Origin of the sequence: Geobacter sp. (assembly GCA_009684525.1) — a bacterium.
Classification (GTDB): Bacteria; Desulfobacterota; Desulfuromonadia; order Geobacterales; family DSM-12255; genus Geoanaerobacter.
In genome coordinates this window covers 169,872-186,351 of record WKKR01000002.1, presented here as the reverse complement: position 1 = coordinate 186,351, position 16,480 = coordinate 169,872, and the positions used below count along the sequence as shown (strand labels likewise).

The following is a 16,480-nucleotide window of genomic DNA, read 5'->3' as shown; positions in this document are numbered from 1 at the left end:
AGGAAATTCTATGGATAGCCTGAAGATGCAGAGTCCGAATCTGGTTGATGCCAATGTTGAAAAAATCGCCACACTCTTTCCCAACTGTATAACTGAAGACAGGGATGAAAACGGCACTGTACGGCGGGTGGTTGACTTTGACCTGTTGCGGCAGGAACTATCGTCCAGCTTGGTTGAAGGGCCACGGGAGCGATACACCTTGAACTGGCCTGGGAAGAACGAGGCTATTCTGACTGCCAATGCTCCTATTGCCAAGACGTTACGCCCGTGCCGAGAAGAGAGCGTTGATTTTGACAATACCCGCAATATCTACATCGAAGGGGATAATCTGGATGCGCTCAAGTTGCTTCAGGAGACATATCTGAACAAGATCAAGATGATTTACATTGATCCGCCGTATAACACGGGGAATGATTTTATATATGATGATGACTTTGCAGAAGATACAAAATCATTTTTCCAACGCTCAAATCAGACTGATGAAGAAGATAATCGACTCATTGCCAACACAGAGGCTAATGGACGTTTCCATTCTGACTGGTTGAGCATGATGTATTCAAGACTAAAGTTGGCTCGTAATCTTATAAAAGATGACGGGGTAATTTTTATCTCTATTGATGATAACGAAATCGTAAATCTACGTAGAGTATGCGATGAAATTTTCGGTGAAGATAATTTCGTTGAAACTCTTGTTTGGAAAAGACGAGCAACTGCCCCAAATGATAGAGTTGTTGGGAAAAATCATGAATACTTGCTGATGTATTCGAGAAATATGGACACTCTACGTTTACACTTACAGCCAAGAAGTGAAGAACTCAATTCTCGATATTCAAACCCTGACAATGACCCATTAGGCCCTTGGGTAGCTTCTGATCTCAGTGCGAATGGGAAAGGTGGTAGGCTTACAGAATCTTGCGTTTTTCCTATTGAGAACCCTGTGACTAAAGAAAGCTATAATCCGCCACAAAATAAATGCTGGTTGTATAACAGAGAAAAAATAAACCAATTTATGTCTGAAGGAAGAATTGGGTTTCGTACAAACACGGGGACACCTTTCTTAAAAAGATATTTATCTGAAGTTAGGCAGGGATCAACACTTCCAACCATTATGGATTCTTATGGTTTTTCTCAAGATTCTGCTAAAGAAACTAGAGACTTGTTCAATAGGGATGTGTTTGACTTCCCTAAGCCGATTAAATTACTAAAAACTATCATCACTACTGGTTCTGCTGAAAATGATCTAATTTTAGATTTTTTCTCAGGTTCCTCCACAACAGCTCAAGCGGTCATGCAACTAAACGCCGAAGATAACGGCAACCGCAAATTTATCATGGTACAACTTCCTGAAGTCTGTGATGAAAAATCAGAAGCATTCAAAGCCGGTTACAAGACCATTGCTGAAATCGGCAAAGAACGTATCCGACGTGCTGGTAAAAAGATCAAAGAAGAAAACCCCCTCACCGCACAGAATCTTGACACGGGTTTCCGTGTCCTAAAAGTAGATACCTCCAACATGAAGGATGTCTATTACACCCCTGATGAACTGAAGCAGGATAATCTGGAACTGTTCAAAGATCACATCAAGCCAGACCGCAGCACTGAAGACCTGCTTTTCCAGGTATTCATAGACTGGGGGCTTGACCTCACATTACCCATCGCCAAAGAAACCATTGACGGCAAAACCGTCTTCCGCGTTGACACCAATGCCCTGATTGCCTGTTTCGATGCCGGTATCAACGAAGAACTGGTCAAGAAGCTGGCAGCACATAAGCCATTGCGTGCGGTCTTCCGTGATGATGCCTTTGGCAGCGATAGCGTCAAGATCAATGTCGAGCAGATTTTCAAGAGCTTATCCCCTGTAACTGAAGTGAAATCAATCTAAGGTACGGGGATAGCTATGAAACTGAAATTCAAAAAACAGCCTTTTCAGACGGATGCCGTCAATGCCGTTACCGATTGCTTTATCGGACAGCCAAAAACCGAGGGTGTCACCTACCGCATTGACCCTGGCAATGGTGGTAAGTCAAACGCAACGGGACAAACCCAGGGCGGTTTTGATTTTTCGCAGTCCGGTTTCAAGAACCGTGAACTGTTAAAATCAGTGCCATTACTCGACAATATCCAGGCCGTGCAACAACGGCAGAACCTTCCCCTATCCACCAAGCTGGTCAGCACCAAGGTATGTCCTGTCAATCTCGATATTGAGATGGAAACCGGCACGGGCAAGACCTACTGCTACATCAAGACCATGTTTGAGCTGAACCGCCGCTATGGGTGGTCAAAGTTCATCGTAGTTGTGCCGTCTATTGCGATTCGTGAAGGTGTGTCCAAATCCTTCGAGATTACCGCCGAGCACTTCATGGAGGAATACAACAAGCGGGCACGGTTCTTCATCTACAACTCAAAGCAACTGCATCACCTGGAACAGTTTTCGTCTGATGGCGGCATAAACGTCATGATTATCAATGTCCAGGCGTTCAATGCCACCGGTAAGGATGCACGCCGCATTTATGAAGAGCTGGATGATTTTCAGTCACGAAAGCCGATTGACGTTATTGCCGGCAATCACCCGATTATGATCCTTGACGAACCGCAGAAGCTAGAAGGTGCCAAGACAACTGAATCAATGGTGAAGTTCAATCCGCTGGCAATCCTGCGTTATTCGGCAACCCATAAGACCGAGCACAATAAAATTCACCGCCTGGATGCTTTGGACGCTTACAATCAGAAGCTGGTCAAAAAGATTGAGGTTCGAGGCATCACCGTCAAGGGATTGACCGGCACCAATGCCTATCTCTACCTAGATTCGATCCATATTTCAGCCCACCCGCCGGTTGCCCGTATCGAGTTTGAGGTAAAGCAGCAGACCGGCATCAAGCGGATAGCAAAGAAGTTCAACAAGAATGACGACCTCTATCAACTCTCTGGCGGCTTGGAACAGTACAAGGGTTTTGTCATTGCCGATATTGACGCAACGAAAGATTCCGTCACGTTCGTTAACGGCGAGGGGTTGGAGGCAGGCGAGGCCACAGGCGATGTCAGTGAATCAACCCTACGCCGCATTCAGATTCGTGAGGCAATCAAGGCGCATCTTGAAAAGGAGCAGACCCTTTTTCACCAGGGCATTAAGGTGCTGTCGCTATTCTTTATTGATGAAGTTGTAAAATATCGGAGTTACGAGAATGGTATTGAACAGCCTGGGGAATACGCCAGGATGTTTGAAGAAGAGTATCAGGATGCCTTGAATGATATTCCGCTGCTTCATGATGAGCCATATCGGAAATACTTGAACAGCATCAAGCCAGAAAATACCCATCATGGCTATTTTTCAATCGACAAGAAAACGAACCGTCTCGTTAATCCGGACATGAAAGCAAAAAGTGACGAAGCTGATGATGTGGATGCTTACGATCTGATTCTGAAGGACAAGGAGTCATTGCTTCAGTTCCCAACAGAAAAAGACAGTGCCGAAATACGTCGCAAACGAGAAGTCCGCTTTATATTCTCCCATTCAGCCCTGAGTGAGGGATGGGACAACCCCAACGTCTTTGTTATCTGCACGCTGAAGCATAGTGACAGCAGTATCCGCAAACGGCAAGAAGTCGGGCGTGGTTTGCGCCTCTGTGTCAATCAGAATGGCGATAGAGTCGATAGCGGTGCAAATATCCATGAGATTAACCTTCTGACTGTCGTTGCCAGCGAAAGTTATAAAGATTTCACCGCTGGATTGCAGAAGGAAATATCGGAATCGTTATCTGCCAGACCCCGTAAGGCTGATGTTGCGTATTTTACTGATAAGGTAATTAAGACCGATACAGGTGATATCAAGGTTACGCCTCAGATGGCTAATCAAATTTTCCGTTATCTTGCGAAGAACGATTACACCGACGATAACGACAACATTACTGCCGCCTATCATGAAGCCAAAAAGACCGATACCCTGGCACCGTTACCGCCAGAACTTGCCCCGTATGCTCCCCAGATCGTTCAGTTGATAGATAGCGTCTTTAGTGATGCAGCACTTCCAGGCATTGAGGACGGACGCAAGGCAAAGCCAAACCTCTTGAACAAGAACCTCGACAAGGCCGAGTTCAAGGCTCTGTGGGAGAGGATCAACCGCAAAGCCGCTTACACCGTGCATTTTGATTCTCCTGAGTTGATAAAGAAATGTGTGACTACCCTTGATAGGGAATTGCGGGTAACAAAGCTGCAATACACCATTACGGCTGGTCAGCAGAGTGATTCTGTTTCCTATGATGCCCTGAAAAGTGGTGACGGCTTCCAGGTAAGGGAAAACTCGACCGGATTCATGAGCAGTTCGGTAAATTCTGCTGTCAAATATGACCTGATCGGCAAACTGGCTGAAGATACCCATCTAACCAGAAGTACCGTTGCCGCAATACTGAAAGCCATTAACCCCACCGTGTTCTCTCAGTATCGCCAGAACCCCGAAGATTTTATGATTAAGTCAGCCAGGATCATCAATGAGCAGAAAGCAACAATGGTTGTTGAACACCTGACCTATAACCCCGTGGATGACCGGCACGAACTGACCGACATCTTCACCGTAGATAAGCAGCAAGACTTCAGCCGTGCGGTAAAGACCGAGCGGCATGTGTATGATTACGTCTTTACCGATTCCAAGAACGAAAAGGCATTTGTAGCTGAACTGGACAAGAGCACCGAAGTTGTTGTGTATGCCAAGCTGCCCAAAGGGTTCTTCATCCCGACACCTGTCGGCAACTACAACCCTGACTGGGCTATAGCCTTTAAAGAGGGAGCGGTAAAGCACATCTATTTCGTAGCCGAGACAAAAGGCTCTATGTCATCGATGGAACTGCGGAAAATTGAGGAATGCAAGATCGACTGCGCCAGGAAGTTCTTTGCCGGTATCACCACGGATCAGGTCAAATATGATGTTGTCACTGATTATGGGAAATTGATGGATATTGTGATGTAGACAAGTTATCTCAGCAGAAATAAGGCCACAATATTCAAATTAATTTATGGAGGGGATCGGAGGACAGGATACTTAACTTGTCACTAAGGACCCAACACAATGAATGACCAATCCCTGCTACTCTGGATCATAGGGGCAATCCTGACCTTTACCGGTCTGGCCGGGCTCCTGCTGCCGCTGATACCCGGGGCGCCGCTCCTGTTCCTCGGGCTGCTCTTCGGCGCCTGGGCTGAGAACTTCCGTTTTGTCGGGCTCTGGACGCTGCTGGCCCTGGCGGGCATGGCGGGCCTTACCTATCTCGTGGAGTTCGCCGCAACGGCCCTGGGGGCACGGAAATACGGTGGCTCCCAACGTGCCATGGTCGGGGCGGTGCTGGGCGGACTCGTCGGGATGGCTTTCGGTGTGCCGGGAATCCTGCTCGGCCCGATTGCCGGCGCGGTCATCGGCGAGCTCTCGCTGCAGCGCACCCTGGATCAGGCCAGCAGAGCCGGGTTCGGTACCGTGGTCGGGATGGCCATCGGTGTGGCCGGAAAACTCGCCATCGGCATTGCCATGATCGGCCTGTTCCTGGTCGTCCGGCTGTTCTGAGAGGCATTCCGGACAAATTCTGTGGTGAAAATCCCCGGCTGCTTCTTCACCCCGGCAGGGGAACGGACCTATGACCGCTCGATCCGCAACTTCATAGCGGATCGGAGCAGATAATACAACGCATGGTACCGAAGAATGACGGCTGATCGCTACGAAACATCGCACCTCATTGAAGGCCAATACGAGCCCGGTTCCAACGGAACGGTACTCCGTAACAAGAATGGGATCACCGATCCTGTGCAAATGGGGGAAGCAGAAACAAACGCCTTGTGGCAAACACAGAACACTTTGCTTGGCGAAGTGTCGAGTGATCAGACGATTACCGTGGAAGATATCTGTGCAATGCACCGTCGCTGGTTGAAAAGCATCTACCCGTGGGCAGGACAACTCCGTGCTGTCAACATCAGCAAGGGGGGATTCGATTTTGCCCAAGCCCGTTTTATCCCTGCATTGATGGACGAGTTCGAAAGCAAACAGCTGCGCAGATACACCCCTTGCCGGCTTGAAGACCGCGACGAGGTTGCGCTTGCCCTGGCCGAGGTGCATGTGGAGTTGATGCTGATCCACCCTTTTCGGGAAGGAAATGGCCGGTTAGGGCGAATGCTGGCAACTTTGATGGCATTGCAGGCAGGGTTGCCGGTGCTTGATTTCAGCCTGTTGGACGGGGATCGACGGGAAGAATACTTTGCCGCGGTTCGGGCCGGACTGGACAGGAATTATCTGCCGATGACGCGTCTGTTTGCAGATATTATCGAGAAGTCTTTACCGACTTCGTAGGAGCCTTGCCAATTTTCGTCTGGGAGACGAAGCGGCCTGTCGTCGCATCACGCTTTACCCGTATTCCCTCGACAGCGGAAGATGATGCGACATTGCGTGCCAATGCCTTGTTGCGGGTGGCGGGATCTTTCAGATGGGGATTGGTTTCGAGCAGTGACTTTTTCATAGAGGAACTATACCTCATCCGGCTGTTTTTTGCGATTGCAAATACAATCTCAACTCAGACGGTAGAGCGAGTGATTCGTAATCAACCGAGGGATTTTAAGTCCCTTGCGCCTGCCCTTCGGGTTATGAGCCCGACGAGCCAGCGACCATCAGACCCCCAGTATGGTGCGCCACTGACCAACGGCTTAGAAAGCCGTTGCTCGGATACTAACAGAAATGGCTACTATTTCCATTTTGGAAACAACTGCCGTCTCTTTTCAGTTGTTGCATTTTTTGCACGAACTGGAACTGCCGAAAAGGAAAAGGACAGGCTACTTTTTGGCATGTGAAAAGAGGGTTGGATAGGAAATGTAGCTACTGGCCGACCTTCCTGAAGTGGTATGAACCGTGATAATACATTGCACGCAAAAACTTGCCGCCAAGCTCCCCTCCGTCTCGGCAACGCCACTTACGGAAACCAGTCCGCTAGGGAGCTGGCACGCCCATCTCTACACCTACGACCGCCGCCAGTGCGTGCTGTTCTGCCACGATGAGACCCGCTACTGCCTCTTTCTGCCGGGACTGGTGAAGACGGGCTTTGCCGAACTAGGCCGGCTGCACCGGGAGCTGTTCCTGGCGACGCTGGTGGTGCTGAACGTGCCTGAAGCCCGGATCGGGCGGGTGGCCCTGGCCCTTGGTCCGGCGCAGTTCGACCGGAACACCGACCGCTCGGTGCTCGGCTCTCTGCGGACGGCGGACCTTGACCTGAGTTGGCTGATTCACGATGCCCATGTACTGGACTGTGATCCGCTGGCAGTTTCCGTGCGGCTCAACGAACGGCCGACGTCGGTAAAGGGGAAGTGGCTGAACTCGGACAAGGCGATGCTGGACAGAGTGGCGCAGGTAGCCGTTTGAAAATTTACAGTTATTCGGAAATTCCGGATAACTGGAGAGAATGTTGAAAAAAGCAATGTGCAAAAAATGCAATTTGCTTTTCTGGGAATATTTCGGCAGCAATCGTACAAATCCTTTTTGACTGAAGGTTGTGGATCAAATGAGTGCCCAGAACGACATCATTATCTATCAAACCGAAAATGGCACGACGAATCTTGAGGTCCGGCTTGATCATGAAACCGTCTGGCTGACTCAGGAACAGATGGCCGAACTGTTTGGCAGGGAACGTTCCGTAATTACCAAGCACCTGCGCAATGTATTCAAGGAAGGTGAACTGGACGAAAATTCAGTTCGTGCAAAATATGCACATACTGCCCCGGATGGTAAGGAATACCAGACGCAGTTCTACAACCTCGACGTCATCATCTCCGTCGGCTACCGGGTCAAATCACAGCAGGGCACCCGCTTCCGCCAGTGGGCCACCCGGGTGCTGCACGACCACATCGTCAAGGGGTACACGGTCAACGAGCAGCGGTTGCGGGAAGAATCGGCCAAGCTGCAGGAGATGCAGCAGACCATGGAGCTGCTGGCGCGCACCCTGACGACGCAGGAGCTGGTGACCGACACCGGCAGGGACGTGCTGAGGGTGATCAACGACTATGCCTACGCCTTGGCAACCCTGGACCGCTACGACCACGGCACGTTGGCCATCGAAGGAACCACGCGGCAGGAGCTGCATGTCATCGATTACACCGAAGGGATCGGCATCGTCAATGCCATGAAGGGTGAATTTGACGGCCTGTTTGGGGTGGAAAAGGACCAGGGATTCAAGAGTGCGCTGGGCACCATCTACCAGACCTTCGACGGTAAGGAGCTCTACCCCAGCGTTGAGGAAAAAGCTGCCAACCTGCTCTACTTCATCGTCAAGAACCACGCTTTCAGCGACGGCAACAAGCGGATCGCCGCCGCCCTGTTCATCTACTTTCTTGGCATGAACGCCATTCTCTACCGCCCCGATGGTTCCAAACGGCTGGCCGACAACGCCCTGGTGGCGCTCACTCTGCTGATCGCCGAAAGCAGGCCGGAGGAGAAGGAAACCATCGTCAAGGTAATCGTCAATCTTATCAACCGGAGCAATGACTGAACATGACCCCAGCTGCAATCGTCCAAAAATTCTGGGACTATTGATTTTCCTGTTTGTACCAACAAGCCCGCTAATTAATGCAATGGTTGGTACAAAATAGTTGTACCACATATTCTTATTATTGTGTTATTGTGTTGGTACAAAATGGAGGTTGTGCCATGGTGGCCAGGAAAAAGGACGAGAGTGTTTTCAGGATGTTGCAGTCTGAACGTGACCGCTGCCTCCTTGTCGTTGACAAGATAAACAGGGAATTGGAAAAGCTGCCGAAAGGGTCGCTCGGGGAGCGCAGGGTGCGCAGCCACGGCAAGGAGTACGTCTATCCCTGTCTGCGCTATCGTAGCGAGTCTGGAGTTGTCTTCGAGCACCTCTCCCCCGCTAGGGTAGAGGAGATAAAGCCGGCGCTGGAGCGACGCAAGAAGCTGCAAGCAGACATGAAGGCCAATAAAAAGCGTATCGCAACTCTCAACGCCATTCTCCTCAAGGGACAGTAGTCTTGGAAATCGTCTTTGCTCGATCTCCGTTCGTTCAACCGGTCACCGATCTGCTGCGGGAACTTGATCGCATCGGCTTTTTCGCCCATAGCCTACTGATCGGCAGCTGGCCGATGTCGATCTATGCCGAGCGCAAGGACGGCTTTGCCGAGTGGCAGCTGCTCGACGATCACGTTCAGCCTAGTGCACCAAGCTGACCGGCGGCACCGACCCTGGCGTTCCTGAAACAGCTCTTCATGCGCCTGTGAGCACGGCACGGCAGCATCACCCCTTCTGGCCCCCACCACTTGTAACCGCCCGAAAACCAGTTACAATTTCTGTTAATTAATTTCCGACACCGTAATCCAGCCAGCGACAGGATCCACCAGCATGCTCACTTTTTTCTGCAGGTTTTCTCGTACCACCGTTATTGGCATTGCATCCCTGCTGTTCCTCGCCGCTGCTGTCCTCATCTCGCCGCGCCCCTCTCTTGCCGCTACGCCGGCCACCCCTGCGGGCACCGTCATCCTCACGCCCGAGGAACAGGAGTGGCTGAAACAGCACCCGGTCATCAGGCTGGCACCCGACCCGGACTTCAGGCCTATCGAATTCTTCGACAAGAACGGCGTCTACCAGGGGGCTGCTGCGGATATCGTCCGGCTGCTGGAGCGGACGCTCGGCATCCGCTTTACCATCGTCCGGCTCAAGAACTGGGACGAGGTGATGGACAAATACAGGAAGCACGAGGTGGACGTGCTGGGCGCCCTCGTGGACACCCCGGCACGCCGCGAGTTTACGTTGTTCACCGATCCCCTGGTCTCCGTCCCCGGCGGCATCTTTACCAGGGCCGGCGCCACGGGCAAGCTGACCATGGAGGACCTCAAGGGGAAGAAGGTCGCTGTCGTCTCCAACTACACGGCCCACGATGTCCTGAAAAACCAGTATCCCGGCATAGACCTCGATGTGGTTCCCGACGTGATGACCGGCCTGGCCAAGGCTTCTCTCGGGATGGTGGATGCCTACGTGGAGAACATGGCCAATGCCACCTATTACTCCCAGGCGGCGGGCATCACCAATCTCCGCCTGGCCGGCACTACCCCTTTCATGTACCAGTGGGGGATCGGCATCAGGAAAGACTGGCCGATGCTGCAGCAGATCATTAACAAGGGACTGGCGACCATTGGCGAGGCCGATCGCCAGGAGGCCGTCAACAAATGGATCCATGTGGAGAACAATCATTGGCTGCCGAGCAGGGCCTTCATCTACGGCTCACTGGCCCTGCTTCTCGGCATGCTGCTGGCCGGAGCCGCCATCTGGAACCGTCTCCTCACCCGGAAGGTGAACGAGCGCACCACTACCCTGCAGATAGAACTGAGGGAGCGGCAACGGATCGAACAGGAACTGAAAAACTTTACCGACCAGCTGGAATCACGGGTATCGGAACGGACTGCAGAACTGGAAAAGGCCGCGACCGAGCTTCAGGACGCGCGCGACTACCTGGGCAACGTTATCAATGCCATTGCCGATCCGGTCTTTGTGAAGGACGCACAGCACCGGATGGTGCTGGTGAATGACGCCGAGTGCTCACTGGCCGGCTGCCCGCGAGACATGCTTCTGGGGAAAACCGATTATGACCTGTTCCCGAAAGAACAGGTCGATGTTTTCTGGAAGATCGACGACCAGGTCCTAGAGACCGGTCGGCCCAACATCAATGAGGAGCGGATCACCGATGCGCAGGGCAGGACCCGCTCCATCATCACTCACAAGTCGCGCTTCGTCGATCAGGCGGGCAACCGCTATATCGTCGGGGTCATCCGTGACGTTACCGAACGGCTCAAGGAGGAAGAGGACCGGAGGAAGCTGGAAGAGCAGATGCTCCACGTGCAGAAGCTGGAGAGCCTCGGCGTGCTGGCAGGCGGCATCGCCCACGACTTCAACAACATCCTCACTGCCATAACCGGCAACGTCAGCCTGGCGTTGATGCGGATAAATACCGAATCCCCGGCGGTCGTGCACCTGCAGAAAATCGAGCAGGCTGCGGACAAGGCCGCAGACCTGGCAAAGCAGATGCTCGCCTACTCGGGCAAGGGGAAGTTCGTCCTGGAAAACATCGACCTGAACCGCCTCATCGAGGAGATGGGGCATATGCTGGACGTCTCCATCTCCAAGAAGGCGGTGCTGCGCTACAATCTCACCAAGCCGCTCCCCTCCATCGAGGCGGATGCGACCCAGCTGCGCCAGATCATCATGAACCTGGTCATCAATGCATCCGAGGCGATCGGCGACCGAAGCGGCGTCATCGCCATCACCACCGGCTGCATGGACTGCGAGGCGAGTTACCTGAAAAACGTCTGGCTCAGCGAGAACCTCAAGCCGGGGCTCTACGTCTACCTGGAAGTGGTAGACACCGGCTGCGGCATGAGTCACGAGACCATGTCTCGCATCTTCGAGCCCTTCTTTTCCACCAAGTTCACCGGCCGGGGACTGGGGATGGCTGCGGTGCTCGGCATCGTCCGCGGCCACAAGGGTGCGATCAACGTCTATAGCGAACTGGGGAAGGGGAGCAGCTTCAAGGTTCTGCTGCCGGCCGTGGACCGGCCGGCCGACCTGTTCAACCACAATGAGCAGGCAGGAGATTGGAAAGGATGCGGCAGGATCATGCTGGTCGATGACGAGGAAACAGTGAGGGCCATCGGCAGGGAGATGCTCCAGGAGCTCGGCTTCGACGTCATCACGGCAAGCGACGGCAAGGAGGCGATGAAGCTGTTCAATGAGCATCCCGACATCTGTGCCGTCATACTCGACCTCACCATGCCGCACATGGACGGCGAACAGACGTTCCGCGCCCTGCGCAAGGCCAACCCCGACATCAGCGTCATCATATCAAGCGGCTACAGCGAGCAGGAGGTTACCCAGCGTTTTGTCGGCAAGGGGCTTGCCGGGTTCATCCAGAAACCGTACAAGCTCTCGACATTGCGGGAGGTCCTGCGGAAGTTCATGGAGTGACGCCGGTGTCCGGCATCCTGCGCCGTTTTGTCGCAACCATTTCCGCCAGGTAAGGCAGGTTCTCGCAGTATTTTTCCGCTTCGTGCAGCGATACCTTTCCTTCTCTGACAAGCCGCGCCAGGCAGATATCCAGTGACTGAAACTCCTCTGACGACTGCTTGAAGAGCGAGCGGATGTGATGGACCTTCCCCTCCCGGATCAAATTCTTGATCCGCTGGGAATTCGCCAGTTTTTCCAAGGCAAGGACCCTGCCGTTGCCGTTCTTCTCGGGCATGAGGCGCTGGTTGAGGATCATCAGGAAGTTTTCCGCCATCTGCATCCTGACCTGCTGCTGCTGTTCCGGCGGAGAGATCTCGATAATCCGTTCGATTGCCGCGGTGGCGTTGTTGGCATGCAGGGTGGAGAGCACCAGGTGCCCGGTGCCTGCCGCCTGCAGAGCGATGCTGAACGTCTCGGGATCGCGCATCTCCCCGATGACAATGACGTCGGGCGACTGGCGGAAGATATGCCGCAGCCCCTGGGGGAATGACGCCGTATCCCGCCCCACCTCCCGCTGGTTTACGTTGCTCAGCTTATGCCGGTGGTGATATTCGATCGGGTCCTCGATGGTGATGATGTTGCATTTCCGGCGGGAGTTTATCAGGTCTATCATGGCGGCAAGGGTGGTGCTCTTCCCATGGCCGGTGGGACCGCTGACGATGATGAGCCCCTCCCGCTTCAGGGCATAGTCACCCACCCACTCCGGCAGGCCCAGCTCTTCCAGCGACGGGATCTCTTCCAGCATGCTCCGGATGGCAATGGACATGGAGTTGCGCTGCTTGAAGATGTTGATGCGGAACCGCCCCAGTTCCGGGATGGTCTTGCCGAAATCGATGTCGTGATTCTCGTCGAACTCCCTGCGCAGATGTTCCGGCACCAGTTCGTCGACCATCTCCGCGATGTCCGCCGGCATCAGGTTCGGACCTGGGTGCCGGACGATTTCGTTATTCTTTTTCAGGCAGGGGGCAACCCCGGCAGTGATGAACAGGTCCGATGCATTCTCCTTGACCAGCCACTTGAGCAGCAAAGGAATGCCGGCATGACGTTTCGCCCTCCCTTGCCCCCCCGGCTGGGACAGGATCTCCTTCACGACCAGCGGTTCGGCAAGCTTTCCTCCAATGGTTTCCAGATGCTTCAGCAATATCATGACCTGGGCATGGGGTGCTACTACCGGCTGCACTGCCTTGCCCAAGGCGAATTCAAGCTGGTTCTGGACCCGCAGGTCACCGGGGTTGGTCATGGCAATGTAGAGCTTGTCCGTATTGGCAATGGCAACGGCGCGGAATTTCTTCATCACCGCCAGCGGCAGGATGTTGAGAACAGCCGGCTGCAACGTCAGACTGCCGAGATTGACGCCAGGGATGCCGAAACGCTTCTGCAGCACCGTCAGGAGCTGTTCGATCGTCACATAGCCCATTTCCACCAGCAGGGAGCCGAGCCGCGATTCCTCCAGCTGCAATCGCAGTTGCAGTGCCCTGTCGAGTTCGTCTCCGGTAATGAATTCATGCTCAAGAAAGAGCTGGCCGATTTTCCCTTCTGATCTGCCTTCCCCTGTTTTCGTGGACATAGGTACCTCGGTATCTGATCGTAGAATCTGGCCCTGCTGGCGTGCTCAATCTGCAAAAAAGACAAAGAGGCACCAGCGTGGAACACTGTGCCTCTTGTACGCGACAAACCAACCCCGTTAAAACCGGTCAGAGCGGAGGATTGCTGATAATGTCCCGCACCGACAGCAGCCGCTCGCGGAGCACCTCACCGCTTTTCACAACCTGGCGTGCGCGCCATTCGCTCCTGACATAGGGGGAAAGGCGCACAAGGGCCTCGTCGATCTTTCTGCTCACCAGCACTCTCTGCTTGTAATCCAGGAATTTGCCTTCTTCGAGCTGGCAGAGTATGGTGCCGAACTCCTCCTCGAAGTAGGAAATTACCTGTTCGGACATGGTCACGTCTTCCATCCTGGGCAGAACCCCCTCGCCGCTACAATCTCTTCTACTTGTGAATTTCGGCTCTTTGACAGCATTTCTTTAGAACAATGTATTAAGGTATTGCGAAAGAGGGCCTGTAAAATCAACATATTCACGAAGGGATAGCAAATGGGAGCAGTGCGCACGGAGTTCGGCCGTGCCATACCTGACAGGTGGTGAGAATATGAAGTCTGCGAAGAGAGATCCGTTATGCAGTCCTGAGCCAGGCAAAAGCCGATTCTCCGACCTCCGGCTTTTTGTTGAGGGCCACTGACTTGCAGGTATAGATGTAGCTCATGTTCTTGCCGCTTTTCTTGGCTCGATACAGCGCCTGGTCCGCCCTGCTGACTATCTGGGGGATGGAATCGGTTTTGGCCCCGGAGGTGTAGGAAATGCCGATGCTTGCCGTCAGTTTGAGGTGCTGGCCATTGAAGACGAACAGGGTGCTGGCAAGCCGTGACCGCAGGCGCTGGGCAATCTCGAATGCAGTGGCTGCCGTGGTCGCAGGGAGCATGATCGCGAATTCCTCGCCGCCGTACCGGGCAACCAGGTCCGAGCCACGGGTTCCCTCCCGCAGGATTCGCCCGACTGTCGCCAGCACTTCGTCCCCGGCAGGATGCCCATAGGTGTCATTGACCCTCTTGAAATCGTCCAGATCAATGAGGAGCAGCGAAATCGGCAGCAGTTCCTTGCGACGGACCTCCACGGCAAGCAATTCGTCAAAGACCCTGCGGTTGAACAGGCCGGTAAGGCTGTCCTTCATGGCCATCTCTTTGACCTTCACATGGGTCAAGGCGTTCTTCAGCGTCCGGGCAAAATGCGCCATGACCTCGGACAGGACTGACGACGTATAGCACTGCCGTTCAATCGCACTGAAAACGATCTGTACCCGGCCCAAATCTTCGGGGAGCACAAGCCGGATACCCGTACCGCCGGTTTCCGGATCAACGTACAGGGAACCCTGCAGCATTTCGTCGATCTTGAAGCCTTTGCAACGGGCCGTTGCAGGCCCCGTAACGAGGACGTCGCGGCCATCTTCCGATTTTCCCGGGGCAATGACAATGGACGGAAGGCCGAACTCGCTGGAGAGACAGAAGACGATGCGATTGAAGGGGGCAAAATCATATAGGTGCCGCGATGCAATGGCACAGATATCATGGGGATCGAGACTGGAGCCGATGGCAGCCATGAATCGGCTGATGAAGTTCGCTTCCTTGAGCTGTTGCTCCAATGCAGCCACATCAGGCAAATTTTTGACAGTAATCCCGGCGTTGCATGATTCTGACCCATTCTGACCGATTTCGGTTATCCCATGCGACATGGCATTCCCTCTCTTCATACGGCATACGCCTAATCTGGAGGATTTTGCAGCTCTCTACGCGCGGACCTCATTAGTGGTTGCAAATTGTTTGCCACAAATGGCAAAACCTCTCCACGAGCGCGCTGTAAGCCGGTCAAGCCATCTTAAAGGCTTCCAGCGCACCTTGACATCGCAGGGAAACCGTCAAGCCTGACAACAGGCACGTCAAAAACATGACTTTCAAGGGAAGGCTTTGTTACTCTCGGAGCGGAGGCTTTTGGCGGCGGGAAACTGCATGAAATAGGGGGGGGAGAATCTCCTCCCCCCGAAACGGCGGGAACTGCGCTATTCGGCAAGCAGCTGCTTGATTAAAAGATCCAGCTTTGCTGCCATGTCGCTGTTGAACCCCATGAATTTCTCTGCGACAATCCCTTTTTTGTTGATGACGTAGAGGGTTGGGATCGAACGGAGTCCATATTCGGTCTGCATCTCTTCGTTGGCAAGGGCAACGGGATAATTGACCTTCTGCACCGCACAAAAATCGCGGACCGTCTTATCTCCCTCTTCATCGAGACTCGCACCCAGAATCTGCAGCCCCTGCTTGCCATATTTTTGATTCAGACGAATCAGATGGGGGATGGAATCGCGACAGGGGCTGCACCACGTGGCAAAAAAATCGATCAGGAGCACGTGGCCCTTGTAATTGGCCTCTGTTATCTGCTGCCCCGAGGTACTGACCACCTTGAAGGGAGGGGCTGGCTGGCCTTTCTGCAGTATTGCCGAAGCCTGGCCCGGCAGCATCAGCATGGCCACCACCAGCACTGTCGCGAGCGGCATGGATATGAGTCTCTGCATCATCAGTTACAGGGCCTTCTTTATCAAGGCTTCGAGCTGTGCCTTGGGCACGGCTCCCACAACCTGGTCGACCACCTTCCCCTCCTTGAAGAGGATGATGGTGGGGATGCCGCGGACGCCGTATTTGCCGGGAGTGGCGGGATTGTCGTCCACATTGACCTTGCCGACCGCAACCTTGCCGGCATACTCGTCGGCGATGGAGTCGACAACCGGGGCTATCGCCTTGCAGGGCGCGCACCAGGTGGCCCAGAAATCGACAAGGACGGGAACGGTGCTCTGCAGCACGTCGGTATCGAAGTTTGCATCGGTAAAGGTTTTGACCATTTCGCTAGCCATATA

The 16,480-nt window shown here is 53.5% G+C and carries 14 protein-coding genes and 2 pseudogenes; 11 read left to right on the top strand and 5 right to left on the bottom strand.

All coding sequences use genetic code 11. The features are described from left to right. Nucleotides 1-10: 10 nt before the first annotated feature. The 11 genes and pseudogenes from GJT30_07140 (at nt 11) to GJT30_07090 (ending at nt 11,983) form a co-directional block, all read left to right on the top strand. Nucleotides 11-1,882 (top strand): site-specific DNA-methyltransferase, encoded by a 1,872-nt coding sequence (locus tag GJT30_07140; protein ID MSM39378.1) that lies wholly within the window; start codon nt 11-13, stop codon nt 1,880-1,882. A gap of 15 nt (nt 1,883-1,897) precedes the next feature. Beyond that, nucleotides 1,898-4,960 (top strand): restriction endonuclease subunit R, encoded by a 3,063-nt coding sequence (locus GJT30_07135; GenBank protein MSM39377.1) that lies wholly within the window; start codon nt 1,898-1,900, stop codon nt 4,958-4,960. A gap of 99 nt (nt 4,961-5,059) precedes the next feature. Continuing rightward, on the top strand, nt 5,060-5,548 hold the full coding sequence (locus tag GJT30_07130) for a DUF456 family protein (protein MSM39376.1): 489 nt from the start codon (nt 5,060-5,062) through the stop codon (nt 5,546-5,548). A gap of 135 nt (nt 5,549-5,683) precedes the next feature. Further along, entirely contained in the window at nt 5,684-6,325 is a 642-nt protein-coding gene (locus tag GJT30_07125) for a cell filamentation protein Fic (protein MSM39375.1), read from the top strand. Nucleotides 6,326-6,330: 5 nt separating this feature from the next. Beyond that, nucleotides 6,331-6,819: a hypothetical protein gene (locus tag GJT30_07120; GenBank protein ID MSM39374.1), complete on the top strand. Its 489-nt coding sequence runs from the start codon at nt 6,331-6,333 to the stop codon at nt 6,817-6,819. Between the two features lie 58 nt (nt 6,820-6,877). Then, entirely contained in the window at nt 6,878-7,384 is a 507-nt protein-coding gene (locus GJT30_07115; protein MSM39373.1) for a hypothetical protein, read from the top strand. 139 nt (nt 7,385-7,523) lie between these two features. Beyond that, nucleotides 7,524-8,507, top strand: coding sequence for a cytochrome C biogenesis protein CycH (locus GJT30_07110; GenBank protein ID MSM39372.1), 984 nt, complete (start codon nt 7,524-7,526; stop codon nt 8,505-8,507). Between the two features lie 158 nt (nt 8,508-8,665). Next, entirely contained in the window at nt 8,666-8,998 is a 333-nt protein-coding gene (locus tag GJT30_07105) for a hypothetical protein (protein ID MSM39371.1), read from the top strand. A 2-nt stretch (nt 8,999-9,000) separates the two neighbouring features. Beyond that, nucleotides 9,001-9,195, top strand: a complete 195-nt coding sequence (locus tag GJT30_07100) for a hypothetical protein (GenBank protein MSM39370.1) — start codon at nt 9,001-9,003, stop codon at nt 9,193-9,195. Between the two features lie 172 nt (nt 9,196-9,367). Continuing rightward, nucleotides 9,368-10,441: pseudogene (locus tag GJT30_07095) on the top strand (transporter substrate-binding domain-containing protein). A 90-nt stretch (nt 10,442-10,531) separates the two neighbouring features. Beyond that, nucleotides 10,532-11,983 (top strand): annotated as a pseudogene (locus GJT30_07090) (response regulator). Here GJT30_07090 and GJT30_07085 read toward each other — a convergent pair. The 5 genes from GJT30_07085 to trxA form a co-directional block, all read right to left on the bottom strand. Beyond that, nucleotides 11,973-13,589, bottom strand: coding sequence for a PilT/PilU family type 4a pilus ATPase (locus GJT30_07085; GenBank protein MSM39369.1), 1,617 nt, complete (start codon nt 13,587-13,589; stop codon nt 11,973-11,975). The pseudogene GJT30_07090 and the gene GJT30_07085 overlap by 11 nt on opposite strands. Nucleotides 13,590-13,716: 127 nt before the next feature. Next, on the bottom strand, nt 13,717-13,968 hold the full coding sequence (locus tag GJT30_07080) for a hypothetical protein (GenBank protein MSM39368.1): 252 nt from the start codon (nt 13,966-13,968) through the stop codon (nt 13,717-13,719). A gap of 226 nt (nt 13,969-14,194) precedes the next feature. Continuing rightward, complete coding sequence (locus GJT30_07075) at nt 14,195-15,325, bottom strand: diguanylate cyclase (protein MSM39367.1); 1,131 nt, start codon at nt 15,323-15,325, stop codon at nt 14,195-14,197. 306 nt (nt 15,326-15,631) lie between these two features. Then, nucleotides 15,632-16,144, bottom strand: a complete 513-nt coding sequence (locus GJT30_07070) for a redoxin domain-containing protein (GenBank protein ID MSM39366.1) — start codon at nt 16,142-16,144, stop codon at nt 15,632-15,634. Nucleotides 16,145-16,147: 3 nt separating this feature from the next. Further along, nucleotides 16,148-16,477: a thioredoxin gene (gene trxA, locus GJT30_07065; GenBank protein ID MSM39365.1), complete on the bottom strand. Its 330-nt coding sequence runs from the start codon at nt 16,475-16,477 to the stop codon at nt 16,148-16,150. Nucleotides 16,478-16,480 lie beyond the last annotated feature (3 nt).

Bases quoted from the DNA above. Each gene is read 5' to 3' on its own strand.
- GJT30_07140 (MSM39378.1), top strand. From the start codon at position 11: ATGGATAGCCTGAAGATGCAGAGTCCGAATCTGGTTGATGCCAATGTT.
- GJT30_07135 (MSM39377.1), top strand. From the start codon at position 1,898: ATGAAACTGAAATTCAAAAAACAGCCTTTTCAGACGGATGCCGTCAAT.
- GJT30_07130 (MSM39376.1), top strand. From the start codon at position 5,060: ATGAATGACCAATCCCTGCTACTCTGGATCATAGGGGCAATCCTGACC.
- GJT30_07125 (MSM39375.1), top strand. From the start codon at position 5,684: ATGACGGCTGATCGCTACGAAACATCGCACCTCATTGAAGGCCAATAC.
- GJT30_07110 (MSM39372.1), top strand. From the start codon at position 7,524: ATGAGTGCCCAGAACGACATCATTATCTATCAAACCGAAAATGGCACG.
- GJT30_07105 (MSM39371.1), top strand. From the start codon at position 8,666: ATGGTGGCCAGGAAAAAGGACGAGAGTGTTTTCAGGATGTTGCAGTCT.
- GJT30_07085 (MSM39369.1), bottom strand. From the start codon at position 13,589: ATGTCCACGAAAACAGGGGAAGGCAGATCAGAAGGGAAAATCGGCCAG.
- GJT30_07075 (MSM39367.1), bottom strand. From the start codon at position 15,325: ATGAAGAGAGGGAATGCCATGTCGCATGGGATAACCGAAATCGGTCAG.
- GJT30_07070 (MSM39366.1), bottom strand. From the start codon at position 16,144: ATGATGCAGAGACTCATATCCATGCCGCTCGCGACAGTGCTGGTGGTG.
- trxA (MSM39365.1), bottom strand. From the start codon at position 16,477: ATGGCTAGCGAAATGGTCAAAACCTTTACCGATGCAAACTTCGATACC.